General features: G+C 72.1%; 9 protein-coding genes. 3 read left to right on the top strand and 6 right to left on the bottom strand.

Translation table 11 applies throughout. The annotated features are described in order from the left end of the window. Window positions 1-146: 146 nt before the first annotated feature. The 4 genes from ACTWP9_RS31410 to ACTWP9_RS31395 all read right to left on the bottom strand — a co-directional run bounded on the left by ACTWP9_RS31410 (window position 147) and on the right by ACTWP9_RS31395 (window position 6,137). Complete coding sequence (locus tag ACTWP9_RS31410; protein WP_443249711.1) at window positions 147-1,694, bottom strand: acyl-CoA synthetase; 1,548 nt, start codon at window positions 1,692-1,694, stop codon at window positions 147-149. Window positions 1,695-1,731: 37 nt separating this feature from the next. After that, window positions 1,732-2,838: an NAD(P)H-dependent flavin oxidoreductase gene (locus tag ACTWP9_RS31405; RefSeq protein ID WP_443249710.1), complete on the bottom strand. Its 1,107-nt coding sequence runs from the start codon at window positions 2,836-2,838 to the stop codon at window positions 1,732-1,734. A 165-nt stretch (window positions 2,839-3,003) separates the two neighbouring features. Beyond that, window positions 3,004-4,728 carry a protein kinase domain-containing protein gene (locus ACTWP9_RS31400; protein WP_443249709.1) on the bottom strand — a complete coding sequence of 575 codons (1,725 nt, stop codon included), beginning with the start codon at window positions 4,726-4,728 and terminating at the stop codon, window positions 3,004-3,006. Window positions 4,729-4,937: 209 nt separating this feature from the next. Then, a complete protein-coding gene (locus ACTWP9_RS31395; RefSeq protein ID WP_443249708.1) occupies window positions 4,938-6,137 on the bottom strand; it encodes an acyl-CoA dehydrogenase family protein in 1,200 nt (399 codons plus the stop codon). Window positions 6,138-6,256: 119 nt separating this feature from the next. On the opposite strand from ACTWP9_RS31395, the gene ACTWP9_RS31390 reads away from it, so the two are divergent. After that, entirely contained in the window at window positions 6,257-7,417 is a 1,161-nt protein-coding gene (locus tag ACTWP9_RS31390) for a pentapeptide repeat-containing protein (protein ID WP_443249707.1), read from the top strand. 24 nt (window positions 7,418-7,441) lie between these two features. Here the strand turns inward: ACTWP9_RS31390 and ACTWP9_RS31385 are convergent, their stop codons facing one another. Beyond that, window positions 7,442-8,734, bottom strand: a complete 1,293-nt coding sequence (locus ACTWP9_RS31385; RefSeq protein WP_443249706.1) for an amidohydrolase — start codon at window positions 8,732-8,734, stop codon at window positions 7,442-7,444. Window positions 8,735-8,926: 192 nt separating this feature from the next. Between ACTWP9_RS31385 and ACTWP9_RS31380 the strand changes: the two genes are divergently transcribed. After that, on the top strand, window positions 8,927-9,121 hold the full coding sequence (locus ACTWP9_RS31380) for a hypothetical protein (RefSeq protein WP_173868609.1): 195 nt from the start codon (window positions 8,927-8,929) through the stop codon (window positions 9,119-9,121). Window positions 9,122-9,204: 83 nt separating this feature from the next. Continuing rightward, window positions 9,205-10,830, top strand: coding sequence for a hypothetical protein (locus tag ACTWP9_RS31375; protein ID WP_443249743.1), 1,626 nt, complete (start codon window positions 9,205-9,207; stop codon window positions 10,828-10,830). On the opposite strand, the gene yczR is transcribed toward ACTWP9_RS31375, so the two are convergent. Beyond that, window positions 10,818-12,443, bottom strand: coding sequence for a MocR-like transcription factor YczR (gene yczR / locus ACTWP9_RS31370; protein ID WP_443249742.1), 1,626 nt, complete (start codon window positions 12,441-12,443; stop codon window positions 10,818-10,820). The genes ACTWP9_RS31375 and yczR overlap by 13 nt on opposite strands. Window positions 12,444-12,474: the final 31 nt, after the last annotated feature.

Here is a 12,474-nt window from a genome sequence, read left to right as displayed (position 1 = left end):
GTGCGTATGACGGCGTCGCCGTGGGCGGCACCCACGACACCGCCTGATCATCATGACCGCGCCAGGAAGGGGGGAAAAGTGGCCACGAGGTCTCCTTTGGGCATCGCTCCCAGACGTACCCGTCTGGTCCCACAAAGTGACGCCCGTCACAGCGGCCGTTGCCGCTCCTCCCAGTACGGTGCTCGCAGTCTGCGCTTGTAGAGCTTGCCGTTGGGGTCACGGGGCATCTCGCTGGTGAAATCCACCGTTCTGGGGCATTTGTAGCCAGCGAGTCGCTCCGCACAGTGGGTCAGGATCGCCTCGGCCAGTTCCGGCCCCGGCTGATGGCCCGGAGCGGGTTCGACGACGGCCTTGACCTCCTCGCCCCAGTCGTCGTGCGGCACCCCGAAGGCGGCGGCGTCCGCCACGGCGGGGTGGGTGAGCAGGGCGGCCTCTATCTCGGCGGGGTAGATGTTCACCCCGCCGGAGATGATCATGTCGATCTTGCGGTCGCGGAGGAAGAGATAGCCGTCCTCGTCCAGACAGCCCAGGTCGCCGACGGTGAAGAAGTCCCCGATCCGGTTCTTGCGGGTCTTGCCCTCGTCCTTGTGGTACGAGAAACCGCCGGCGCTCATCTTCATGTAGACGGTGCCCAGCTCTCCCGCGCCGAGCCGGTTGCCGTCGTCGTCGAAGACCGCCAGTTCGCTGATCGGCCACGCCTTGCCGACCGTGCCGGGCTTCTTCAGCCAGTCCTCGGCCGTCGCGAACGCTCCCCCGCCCTCGCTCGCGGCGTAGTACTCCTCCACGCAGCTGCCCCACCACTCGATCATCGCCCGCTTCACATGGTCGGGGCAGGGCGCGGCGCCGTGGATGGCGTGCCGCATCGAGGAGACGTCGTAGCCGGCCCGCGTCTCCTCGGGCAGCGCCAGGAGCCGGTGGAACTGCGTCGGCACCATATGCGTGTGCGTGCAGCGGTGCCGGTCGATCAGGCGCAGCATCTCCTCGGGAACCCACTTGTCCATCACCACCAGCCGGTGCCCGATGTGCAGTGCGGCGGCTGCGAACTGAAGTACGGCGGTGTGGTAGAGCGGCGAGCAGACGAGATGGACGTTGTCCTCGAACGGCTGGATACCGAAGATGCCGAGAAAGCCGCCGAGATGCGTCTCCTCCGGACGCTTGCCCGTGAGGGGCCGCCGGATGCCGCGGGGGCGACCGGTGGTGCCGGACGTGTAGTTCATGACCCAGCCGCTGGTGCGGTGAGTGGGCGGCTCGGGTGGGTGGCTGTCGAGGAGATCCGCGTACGGGTGGAAGCCCTCGATCGGCCCGACGGAGTAACGCCGGTCGTCCGGCAGTTCCGCCTCGTCGGCGGCGGCCCGCACGGTGTCCGCGAACCGGGCGTGCGCGACCAGAACGCTCGCGCCCGAGTCGGAGAGTATCCAGGCGATCTCCGGGCCCACCAGGTGGTGGTTGACCGGGACCATGTAGAGGCCGGACTGGGCGGCGGCGAGGTAGGCGGCGATGAACTCCGGGCCGTTGGGCAGAACGGTCGCAAACGCGTCGCCCGCTGCAAGTCCCGCTGCTCTGAGGGCGTGCGTGAGCTTGTTGCACTCCGCGTGCAGACGGGCCGCGGACCACTCCTCGCCGTCCGGCGCGACGAGGACCGTACGCCCGGGATCCCGCTGGGCCTGCGCCCAGAACCCGTTGGGTGCGTCCACCTTGGCTCTCCTTTCGGGCGGAGTTCGAAGAAGCCCCTCAATGCCGGTCCGCAATCGCGTCGAGACGGGCGAGGGCGCGGTCGAAACCGCGGGTGAGGTCGTCGACAACGGCCTGCACGGAGCGTTCGCTGTTCATGGAACCGACGATCTGCCCCACCGGAGTGCCCAGCAGCGGCTCCACCTCGTACCGCTGGATCCGCGAGTTGGCCTCCGCCACCAGTAGCCCCTGCAAGGGCATCGGCAGGGTGCCCGGCCGCCCCTCCCGGGCCTCCCAGGCGTCCGTCCACGCGGTGCGCAGCAGCCGCGCGGGCTTCCCGGTGAGGGCGCGCGACCGCACCGTGTCGGCGGGCCCGGCAGCCAGCAGCTTGCGGGTCAGTGCCCGGGAGCCGAGATCGGCCTCGGTGGTGGTCAGCCACACCGAGCCGAGCCAGCCACCCTGCGCCCCCAACGCCAGGGCGGCAGCGAGCTGTTCGCCGCTGCCGATGCCGCCCGCGCACAGCACCGGGAGCGGGTCGACGGCGCGTACGACCTCGGGCGTGAGCACCATGGAGGCGATCTCCCCGGTGTGGCCGCCGGCTTCGTACCCCTGGGCCACCACGATGTCGATGCCCGCCTCCTTGTGCCGCTCCGCGTGCCGGGGGCTCCCGGCGAGCGCTGCCACCGGGATGCCGTTCCGGTGGGCGCGTTCGATCACATCCGGCGGCGGTGAACCCAGCGCGTTGGCGAGGAGTTTGACGGGGTAGCCGAAGGCCACATCGAGCTGGCTGCGGGCGACGCTCTCCATCCAGCCGGTGATCCGCCAGCCGCCCCGCTCGCCCTCCGGGAGCTCCGGTACGTCGTACTCGGCGAGGACGTCACGCACATACTGCCGGTGCTCCTCGGGGATCATCGCTTCGATCTCGTCCTCGGTCACGCCTTCGACCTTCTGCGCGGGCATCACCACGTCGAGGCCGTACGGCAGTCCGTCGGTGTGGGCCTCCAGCCAGTCGAGGTCGCGTTCGAGATCCTCGGCGGCGCCGTAGCGCACGGCGCCGAGCACCCCGAAGCCGCCCGCCCTGGTGAGCGCCGCGGCAACGGCGGGGAAGGGCGTGAAGCCGAAGATGGCGTGCTCTGCTCCCAGCTGTCTGCTCAGCTCCGTCTGCATGGGCGGCAGGATGCCGCAGCGGCGTTGAGGAGGGAAGACATTTTCTGATGCAGCGTCAGGTAACTGCTGTCGGACAACTGCGTCGGATGGCTGCTGTCGGACACCTGCGTCGGACAGCTGCTGTCGGATAACCGCGTCGGACAACTGCCGTGCGCAGGCCGCCTCTCAGCGCCTGCGCGCCAGTTCGCGGTAGACCTCGACCGCCTCGCCGGTGCGGCCCAGCCGCTCCAGGCAGTGTGCCTCGTCGTTCCTGCTGGCCACCGTCGCGGGATCGGTGGAGCCGAGGGCCCGTTCCCGGACGGCGGCCACCTGCCGGTGCACGTCCAGCGCCTCCTCCCAGCGGCCGAGCCGTCCCAGCGCATGGCCGAGCTCGTGGCGGACCGCGAGCGTGTCGGGGTGGTCGGGGCCCAGCACGGTGACCCGGCCCGCGGCGGTGCGGACGTACTCCTCCAGCGCCTCCGCGTGCCGCCCGAGCCGGGCGAGCGCGGAGCCGGTCTCGTAGCGGCTGGCGAGGGTGTCCGGGTGGTACGGGCCGAGCAGTCGTTCGCGTTCGGCGGCGACCACGCGGTGCACCTCGTACGCCTCCTCCCAACGGCCGAGCCGCCCCAGCCGCAGCCCCGCGTTGTGCCTGCCCGCCAGCACGGCGAGCCGTTCCCGCGACTGGGGACCCCTCCTGGGGGCGCCCTCCAGCCGAAGGCTGGGGGAGGCAGCCGGGGCAGGGATCCGCGGGGCCTGCTGCGGTATCCGCGACGGGGTCCGCCGCGGAGCCGCATGGGTGACCTCCCCGGACTCGGGCAGCTCGGCCTCAGCGGCGCCCCCGGTCCATCGCCCGGCGAGCCCGTCCCCTCCCGCCGCTCCTCCTGCGGGCGGGGTCCGCAGCGCGAGGGTGCCGCTCGCCGGCAGGCCGCCGTCCATGCCGTGTGTCCACCGCGGCATCCACAGCGGCGCGGCGTGCGGGCCCACCGCACCGCCCGCGCCGACCGTGGCACCCGGACCCGTCACCGGCCCCGCGAGCGGTGGCGTACCGGAGCCCGGCAGCTGGGCCCGTGCCGCGGCGAGCTCGTCCGCCAACGCGGTGGCATCGGCGGGGCGTTCGTCCGGCACTTTGGCCAGTAGCCGCAGCACGGCGGCCTCCAGCGGGGGCGGCAGCTCGGAACGCCGGGCACGCGGCGGTACGGGAGGGGTGTCACGGTGGCCGACGAGTACGGCCCAGGGGTCGCCACCCTCGAACGGGGGCGTGCCGGTGGCGAGCTCGTAGAGAACGCACCCGAACGAGTACAGATCGCTGCGGTGGTCGACGGCGGAGCCCGCGATCTGCTCGGGAGACATGTAGTGCGGGGTGCCCATGGCGACGCCGGTTCCGGAGAGCTTGGCGGTGAAGCCGATGTCGTGGGCCAGCCGCGCGATGCCGAAGTCGCAGATCTTGACGGCGCCGTCCTCGGTACGCATGACGTTGGCGGGCTTCAGATCGCGGTGCACCACGCCCTGGTCGTGAGTGTAGGCCAGCGCTGCCGCGACTTGTTCGGCGATGTCCACGACCTCGGCCACCGGGAGCGGCTGCCGCTTGTTCTCCTCCAGCAACTGGCTGAGGTTCCGCCCCTCCAGCAGCTCCATGACCAGGTAGAGCAGCCCCTCGTCGTCGCCGAAGTCGTGTACGACCGTCACGCCCCGGTGCTGGAGCGAGGCGGCCACGCGCGCCTCGCGCCGGAAGCGTTCGCGCAGGACGCGCAGGAACGCCTCGTCGTCCCGCCGGGCCAGTGGTTTGAGGCATTTGACGGCCACCCGCCTGCCCAGTGACTCGTCGCGGGCCCGCCACACTTCGCCCATGCCGCCGCGCCCCACGAGATCGAGCAGCCGGTACCGACCATGGATCAGGGTGCTCTGCGCCATCCCTGCTTCTCGCCCCCGTCGTTGCCGCTTTCGTCCCTCCCCTGTCTGCCCAGTATGGCTGCCTCGCTCCGTCCTGTGTATGCCAATCGGTGGTGAGGTGTACGCGTTTGACGGGTTCGCTGCGGTACAGGGGTGTTCGGTGTCGTACGTGGGACAGAAGTGCCGAGCCGTGAGCCGACCTGTGGCCCAGCCCGGGGACAGCCCGGGAGTCAGCGTCGTACGCGTGGCATCCCCAGGCCGATCCAGGAGATGATCTCGCGCTGGATCTCGTTGTTGCCGCCGCCGAAGGTGAAGATGACCGCGCTGCGGTAGCCGCGCTCCAGTTCGCCGCTCAGCACCGCGCCCGCCGAGCCCTCCTTGAGGGGGCCGGCGGCGCCGACGACCTCCATCAGCCAGGCGTAGGCATCGCGGCGCGCCTCGCTGCCGTAGACCTTGACGGCCGAGGCGTCGTGCGGGGTCAGCGTGCCCTTGTCGAGGGCGTCGACCATCTGCCAGTTGAGCAGCTTCATCGCGTCCAGCCGGGCGTGGGCGCGGGCCAGCCGGGTGCGGACCCAGTCCAGGTCGATGATGCGTCGCCCGTCGGAGAGCTTGGTCTGCTGCGCCCAGCGCCGGGTGTTCTCCAGGGCGCGGACGGCCATGCTGCCGTGCGCGGCGAGGGTGACCCGCTCGTGGTTGAGCTGAGTGGTGATCAGCCGCCAGCCGCCGTTCTCCTCACCGACCCGGCGGCTCGCGGGCACCCGCACGTTCTCGTAGTAGCCGGCCGTGGTGTCGTGCGAGGCGAGGGTGGTGATGAGGGTGCACGAGTAGCCGGGGTCGCTGGTCGGTACGAGCAGCAGGGTGATGCCCTTGTGCGGCTTGGCGTCGGGATCGGTGCGCACTGCGAGCCACACCCAGTCGGCAGTGTCTCCGTTGGTGGTCCAGATCTTCTGCCCGTTGACGATGTAGTGCCCGGTCTCGGTGTCGCCCTCGCGGACCGCGCGGGTGGTGAGGGAGGCCAGATCGGTGCCTGCGTCGGGCTCGCTGTAGCCGATGGCGAAGTCCAGTTCGCCGGAGAGGATCCGGGGCAGGAAGTACTCCTTCTGCTCCGCGGTTCCGAAGCGCATGAGGGTGGGCCCGACCGTGTTGAGCGCCATCAGCGGCAGCGGGACGCCCGCCTGCGCGGCCTCGTCGAAGAAGATGAACTGCTCAACGGCGCTCATCCCGCGCCCGCCGTACTCACGCGGCCATCCCACACCCAGCCACCCGTCCCGGCCCAGCTGCCGTACGGTCTCGCGGTAGAACTGCTTCTGTGCCGCAGGTTCGGCGTACCGGGTATGCGCGTCCTCGGGTACGAGCCCTCGCGGGCCCGTGAAGTATTCCCGCAACCGTGCGCGCAGTTCCTGCTGTTCGGTGGTGTATTCGAGATACACGGTCCCCTCCGCTCCACGACGGTTCACGCCGGCGGCAGCACACAGTAGAACGCGTTCCACCACAAGGGAATGGCCGCCGCACTCTCGCGTGGAGCACGGTTGTCCGGTGGAATACCCGTATGGCCAGAGTGACGGCACGGTCGGGGGAACGGGCCAAGCGCCTGCGGCGGCAAGCTGCACGCAGCGCGCCGGTGGGGCCACGTCAGATCGGACAGCGGCGCGGCGCGCCGGAGCGTGCACCCGCACCACATACGCCGGTCACCGCCGAAGCCGCTGACTCTCCCGCGGTCAAGCAGGAGCGATGGCCCCGGGCCATCGAGGTACTGGCGGTCGCCGTCACTGCGATCGCGGCCATGGCCACCGTGCTCGTCACCCGTGAACAGGCCGTCAAGGAGGTGGGCGTCACACGCGAGGGGCAGATCACCGACCGCTACACCTCTGCCGTCAGCAACCTGGGGGACACCGCGCCGGAAGTGCGGCTCGGCGGCATCTACGCGCTCCAGCGCATCATGAAGGACTCCCCCCGGGACCAGCCCTCCATCGTGGATGTGCTCTCCGCCTACATCCGCACCCACGCGAAGGGAGCGGAGGGCAAGGACGCGGCGTCCGCGCGGCCGGCCGCGGACGTGCAGGCCGCGTTCGAGGTACTGGCGCAGCGCAGGCCGGAACGCGACAACCGCGCCGCGGTGGATCTGCGCGAGGCACACCTGCCCAACGTGAGCGTCCGCGCTGCGGTTCAAGGGAGCGGCACACAACCCGGCAGCCGCAGCGCCCGTGCCGGTCGGGCCCGGCTTGCCCACGCCAATCTCAGCGGTGCGGTGCTGGTGAGCGCCAACCTGCCCCGTGCCCAGCTGAACAGCGCGTACTTCGTCGGCTCCCGGCTGCCGGACGCCAATCTCCGGGACGCCGATCTGCGTTCCGCGGTGCTTGTCCGGGCCCGGCTGGAGGGCGCCCAGCTCGCGGGCGCCGACCTGCGTAAGGCACGCCCCATCGACGCGTCCTTCCGGAACGCCGACCTGAGGGGCGCCGATCTGCGCGGGGCCGACCTGCGTGGCGTCGACCTGCGCGGCGCCGAGCTGAAGGGGGCCGACCTGCGCGGCGCCGACCTGCGTACCGCCCGGACCCGCGACTCGGCAGACGAGAATGCGGCATGGGAGTCGACGCACACCACTGTGGTGACGGCTCGTCAACTGCGCGCCGCGAAGCTGGACTCGCACACCGAGCTCCCCCCGGAGCAGGCCCGTGACCCGGACGTACGCGACCGGATCGAGCGCGGTTGACCCGCGGGCCAGGGCCGTTGTCCGTCACTCGCTCTTCGGGCGTGGGGTCAGCCAGGCGAGGGAGGCGGTGACCAGGGCGCGTACGCCGGTGTCGAGGGTGGGCTGGATCACCGGGGCGAAGCGTGGGCTGTGGTTGCCGGGGATGTCCCGCTCGACGGTCCCGGCCCGCTCGGCCTTCCGGTAGGTGTCCGGATCGGTGCCGCCCAGCCCCCAGTAGGTGCTGGGGCAGCCGAGCCCGGCGGGGAGCTCGCCGAAGTCCTCGCTGGCCGGAATGGGCCCGGTGGTCCGCGCCCGGTCCTGGCCGAAGTAGGCGGCGAAGGCTCCCGCGACCCGGTCGGTGGCCTCCGGATCGTTCTCGGTCACCGAGAACTCGCTGAGCGTCTCGAACTCCGGTTCACGGTCGGCCCCGGAGGCGGCACACTCACCGGCGATGACCCGGCGGACCGCGGCCAGCACGCGGGAGCGGGAGTCTTCGTCGAAGGCCCGGATGTTGAGCTGGATCTCGGCCCTGTCGGGGATGATGTTCGGCCCGCTGCCCGCATGGATCGCCCCGACGGTCACCACGGCGGGCGTGGTCGCGGCGGTCTCCCGAGCGACGACGGTCTGCAGCCGTACGACGGTCGCCGCAGCCAGCACCACGGGATCCAGGGTCCGTTCGGGCATGGAGCCGTGCCCGCCCCGCCCGTGAAAGGTGACCCGCAAGCTGTCGGAGGCCGCCATCATGACGCCCGGGCGGGTCAGCAGTGTCCCCGCGGGCGCCGGCAGCACATGCTGGCCCAGTGCCACGTCCGGGCGGGGAATCCGCCGGGCGAGCCCGTCGTCGACCATGGCGCGGGCCCCGGAGCCGTTCTCCTCGTTCGGCTGGAACAGGACGACAAGCGTGCCCCGCCAGACGTCGGTCCCGGCCGCCATCAGCCGGGCCGCGCCCAACAGACAGGTGACATGGACGTCGTGGCCGCAGGCGTGCATCACCGGGTGTTCGACGCCGTCCGCGTCGGTGCCGGTCCCGGTCGAGGCGTAGGGCAGCTCGGTCTGCTCGCGTACGGGCAGCGCGTCCATGTCGGCGCGGAGCAGCACGGTGGGCCCGTCACCGTTGTGCAGCACGCCGACGACCCCGGTCCCACCGACGCCCTCGGTGACCTCGTAGTCCCACTCGTTCAGCGCCTGGGCGGCATGACCTGCCGTACGGCGCTCCTGGAAGCCGAGTTCGGGGAGCTGATGGAGGTCCTTGTAGAGGGATTCGAGACTGTCGCGGATGTCCGACAGCCCGGCCAGCACCGCGTCCGCGGCAATGGTCAGGGGGTCCTTCTCGTTCATTGGAGGGCCTTTCCTCTGCGGCGGGCTGCCTGCGGCGGTTCGAGGTGGGGCTTCCACCGGGAGCCCGGCAGCGACACGACCCGTTCAGGGGCGTTAGCAGAGGAATCACCCAGATGCCAGTTTCATACGATCCGTCCGATCTGTGAAGCTGGTGAAACTCATGGTGACCGTCCCCTACATCAGGAGTGACTGGTGATTCTCTCGATCTCGGGCGTCGTACTGCTGGGCTTGATCGTCTTCCTCTTCTTCCGCAAGGACAACCTCAAGGTCTCCCACGCGCTGGTGTGCGCCCTCTTCGGCTTCTACCTGGCGGGCACCGCCATGGCACCCAGCATCAAGGCGGGGGGCGAGAGTCTGGCGAGCCTGCTCGGCGGGCTCAAGCTCTGACCGGCGCCGACAGGCGGACCGGTGGCCGACAGGCCGGGCATCAGTCAGCGGGCCGGGAGGAGTTGAGTGTGGGGCGGTGGCCGATGCCGTCGCGGTGGCACGCACGGGAAGCCGTGCGTGCCGGGACCGAAGCGGTACTCGACGTACTGCATCCGCTGCTCGTGCTCGGCAGGGGGGCGCGCTGCCTGGCCGGGAGGGGAAGAGCCTGGTGGGAGCGCACGCCCAGGGAACGGCGGGGTCCCACGCTGTTCGTCGTCGCGGCGTGCGGGGTGCTGCTGTGGCTGCTGCCCTACGGCCCGGCCCTGGCGACGCTCGGCGCGCTGGGCGCCACCGCCTGGTACGGGAGGAGGAGCGCGGCCGGGCAGCTGCTCACGTTCCGGAAGAGTCCCACCGACGTGGAGCGGGCGCGCCTCCAGGCGCTGTACGAGGCACTGGTGCCGTACTTCGTACTGGACGGCGATCCGCGCCCCGAGCCGCTGTATGCGTACGACGGGCGGTGGGAGCGCGCCTTCGAGGAGTTCGCCTTCCGGGACGGGCGCATCAGCGGGCTGCTGCTGCGCTATCCGGCCTCCTTCCGCGACGGGGAACTTGCCGAGCGGCTGCGGGTCGAACAGCTGCTGGCGGCCAAGACCGGCCGCGGGCGCGAGTACCGCTTCTGCTGGGACGAGGAGTGCAATCTGCTGGAGATGACGGCTCTGGAGCCGCTGCCCACCGGCATCCACGCCCAGCCCTTCGTGACCGCGCCCGGCGAGACGGTGCTCGGCTTCACGGACGGCTGCGAGGTCCACCGGACGGTACCGGTGTACTTCGCAGGTGAGACCGCCCCGCGCGACGTACCGCCGGTGATGTGGCACACCGGTTCCCGCTCGACCGAACAGCATCTGCTGGCCGTCGGCACACCAGGTTCGGGCACCAGTTCGCTGCTGCGCTCGCTCGCCCTCCAGGCGCTGTGCCACGGCGAGGTGCTGATCGTGGACGGCGACGGAGGCGGCGAGTTCGCGTCCTTCGCGGCGCGGTGCGGGGTGCTCGGCGTGGAGTCCACGCTGCCGGGCGCGCTGGCCGCGCTGGAGTGGGCGGCACGGGAGACGGAGCGGAGGCTGCTGGAGACGAGCCGGGCCCGGCAGCGCGGCGAGAGCACCCCGAAGGACGTACGCCGACCGCTGTGGGTGCTGGTGGACCGGCCCGCGGCGCTCAGCTGTCTGGCGCGGACCGAGGGCTGGGCCGACCCGCAGGAGTTGCTGCGGGTCCCGCTGCGGCACGGCCGTGCGGCGGGGATGACCGTGGCGGTGGCCGAACACTTCGACGGTGCGGACGAGTTGGGGGAAGCGGTGCTCACGCACACCAGGGCCCGGGTGGTGCTGGGCGCCGTCCCGCCCGAACAGGCGGGCGCTGTGCTGGGCGAGGCACCGCAGACCGGCCCGGCACCGGACGCACCGCGCGGCCGGGGCTTCGCACGCCTCGGAGACGGACCCGTGCTGCGGCTCCAGGTGCCCGCCACCCCCGACCCGCTGGACGAGACGGCGGGCGAGGCCGAGCGGAGCGCCGTCCGCGAGCTGCTGCCCGAGCCGGTGTGCGCCCCCGCGCCCGCACCGCCCCAGGGGACGGCGGGCCAGGCGGCGGAGGCGGCGGCCGGCGTGCCGGGCCGCGGCCTGTGGCCGGGCGGCGGCGAAGGGGTGCCCGTGCCGCCCGCCGGCCGTCAGGCCACATAGGAGCGCGGCACGTCGGAGGGGGTGGGCGCGCCGGACCGCACCAGATCGGCGGCGGCGGCCAGTCGTGACGCGGCCTCCCTGGCGAGCGGCTCGCCGATGGTGAACGGGAGCCGTACGAACCCCTCGAAGGCACCGTCCACCCCGAAGCGCGGCCCGGAGGGCACCCGTACGCCGAGCTGTTCGCCGGCCTCCGCGATCCGGGACCCGGAGAGTCCGCCGGTGCGCACCCACAGGGTGAGGCCGCCGTGCGGGACGTCGAACTCCCAGTCGGGCAGATGATCGCGGAGCGCCGCCGTCAGCGCCTCACGGTTCTCCCGTGCCCGGGCGCGGCGCTCGGTGACGGCCTGCTCCCAGCCGTTCCCGCCCAGCAGTTCGGCGACGGCTAGCTGTTCGAGCACGGGGCTGCCCAGATCGACGTAGGCGCGGGCCGCTGTGAGGCTGCGGATGATCTCGGGAGCGGCCCGGATCCAGCCGATCCGCATCCCCGCCCAGATGGACTTGCTGACCGAGCCGACCGTGATCACAGCCGAGCCGCCCGGGTCGAAGGAGGCCATCGGCCGCGGCATCTCCAGCCCCGGAGAGCCGGTGCTCGGCGTTCCGGTGGCACCGGGCGGGCCCAGCGGCAGATCGGCCATGGTCTCGTCGGCGATCAGTACGGTCCCCGAGGCGCGCGCCGCCGCGACCAGTTCGCGGCGCTGTTCGGTGCCGGCGAGCGTGCCGGTGGGGTTGTGGAAGTCCGGGACGACGTACGCGAGCCGGGGCGCGGACTCGCGCAGGGTGCGGTGCCAGGCAGGGAGGTCCCAGCCGGCCAGGTGGCTCGCCATCGGGACGGGGACGAGGCGGCCGCCCGTCTCGCGGAGCAGTTGCAGGACGTTCGCGTAGGAGGGGTGTTCGACGGCGATGCGCTCGCCGCGCGGGACCAGCATCCGCACCAGGGCGCCGACCCCGCCCAGCGCGCCGGTGGTGACCATGATCTGCTGCGGCATCGTGGGCACACCGAGCGCGGTGTAGCGGTCGGCGAGCGCCTCGCGGAGCACGGGCAGGCCCGCCGGGTAGTCGCCGTGGGTGTGTGCGTAGGGCGGGAGGGCCGCCAGCGCGCTCTGGAACGCCTCGTTCATGAGCGGCTGCGCGGGCAGCGCGGCACAGCCCAGGTCGATGACGGTGCCCTCGTTCTCGGGCGGGAGGGGGTGGAGGCCACGGGTGGGCAGCGGCTTCCCCGCCGGTACGGTCGTCCAGCTCCCGGAGCCGCGGCGGGACTCCAGGAACCCGTCGGAGCGCAGGGCTTCGAAGGCGGCGGCCACCGTGGTGCGGCTCACCGACAGTGCGGCGGCCAGCTCCCGCTCGGCGGGCAGCCGGGTTGCGACCGGGATCCGGCCCTCCAGGACGAGCAACCGCAGACCCTCGGCCAGGGAGCGGTAGGCGGGCACCTTCCGGGTGGCCTGCGCCGTGTCCACGCCGGACACGCCGGCGACCGGCGCTTCGGCAACGCCGAGCGCGCCTGCCACGGCCGAGCTCTCCCGCGCCGTCCCCGGGCCCTCCCGCCGCACGGGGTGCTGCGAGCCGAGGAGCCGCGCGAGCTGAGCGGCCCCGACGGCGGAGTTCCAGTGCGCCATGATCCGGTCCACCTCTCCAGGATTGGCCATT

The sequence above is a fragment of the Streptomyces sp. 3N207 genome, from assembly GCF_052246355.1.
Taxonomy (GTDB): domain Bacteria; phylum Actinomycetota; class Actinomycetes; order Streptomycetales; family Streptomycetaceae; genus Streptomyces.
This window is presented reverse-complemented; position numbering and strand designations above follow the sequence as displayed.

Excerpts from the sequence above, each read along its gene's own strand:
- ACTWP9_RS31405 (WP_443249710.1), bottom strand. The coding sequence starts at position 2,838 with ATGCAGACGGAGCTGAGCAGACAGCTGGGAGCAGAGCACGCCATCTTC.
- ACTWP9_RS31400 (WP_443249709.1), bottom strand. The coding sequence starts at position 4,728 with ATGGCGCAGAGCACCCTGATCCATGGTCGGTACCGGCTGCTCGATCTC.
- ACTWP9_RS31390 (WP_443249707.1), top strand. The coding sequence starts at position 6,257 with ATGGCCAGAGTGACGGCACGGTCGGGGGAACGGGCCAAGCGCCTGCGG.
- ACTWP9_RS31385 (WP_443249706.1), bottom strand. The coding sequence starts at position 8,734 with ATGAACGAGAAGGACCCCCTGACCATTGCCGCGGACGCGGTGCTGGCC.
- ACTWP9_RS31375 (WP_443249743.1), top strand. The coding sequence starts at position 9,205 with ATGCCGTCGCGGTGGCACGCACGGGAAGCCGTGCGTGCCGGGACCGAA.
- yczR (WP_443249742.1), bottom strand. The coding sequence starts at position 12,443 with ATGGCGCACTGGAACTCCGCCGTCGGGGCCGCTCAGCTCGCGCGGCTC.